Origin of the sequence: Duncaniella muricolitica (assembly GCF_910574735.1) — a bacterium.
Lineage (GTDB): Bacteria > Bacteroidota > Bacteroidia > Bacteroidales > Muribaculaceae > Duncaniella > Duncaniella muricolitica.
Map to the genome: position 1 here is coordinate 1 of NZ_CAJTCF010000164.1, position 917 is coordinate 917.

At 45.0% G+C, this 917-nt stretch carries 1 protein-coding gene; it reads right to left on the minus strand.

From position 1 onward, the window contains the following. Positions 1-154 precede the first annotated feature (154 nt). On the minus strand, positions 155-917 hold a 763-nt coding region (locus QGT73_RS17315; protein ID WP_280123257.1), incomplete at its 5' end, for a transposase.

Below are 917 nucleotides of genomic sequence, written 5' to 3' on the forward strand. Positions count from 1 at the left end.
ACAAAACTTATTTGACTTTACCAAATAAAATTGCAGCTAATTACTATAAAATCAGCAGGTTGAATTTACTTATAATGGTGATGTCTATTCCACATTATCGCCTTAGCGTGTCCGCTGAATAGTTACTTTAGATAGAAATTAGTGTAAAAATATGTTAATACTCAATTTTTAATCTCGGGTCTCTTGGCAGGTAGGTCGGGTCATATAGTTCTCCCTTTTTCACGAGTGCATAGAGGATTTTCAACAAACGGTTAGCCACATTGTTGAGGACCACATATATGTGTTTGTGTTCGATCTCATGTTTCTTCATCTTGTAGACACGCATCTTCTCAAAATGCACTACTGCCGAGCGCGCACACATAAACAGCAGGGACTTTAATTGTTTATCGCCCATGTGAGACACATGATTCCCTTTATCAGATTTGCCTGTGGCGTTCGGGAAAGGTGAGATACCTGCGAGCGTGGCACATTTCTTTGCTGTGCTGATCCTCTTGAAGTTATCGGTCTTTATTATCAGTTCTGTCGCAGTGACCGGACCGATTCCCGGTATGCTCTGGGCTATAACGGAGGTCTTAGACAAGTTGTCATCGTCGTCGATCAACTGGGCCATCTTCTGTTCAAGAGACGAGATCTGGATGTTGAGTTGCTCCATCATCTCCCGTTTTATTATCTGTGCAGTATCACTCTTCTCGGGACGGCAGTCATCGCCCTTGAGCATCGTCTGGAGCAGTTTGCGTTGCCGTACAAGCAAACGCCTGGTCGCATAAAGCTCCCTGAGCTCGTAGATTGTCTCGGAGGTAAAGTGTGTGTCGTTCAGCTTGTCGGCATATCGTTCGCCGTACTCCCGTATACGCGCTGCATCCAACGGATCACTCTTGCCACGTATCAGGCCCATGCTGTGTCTGATCTCATATCCT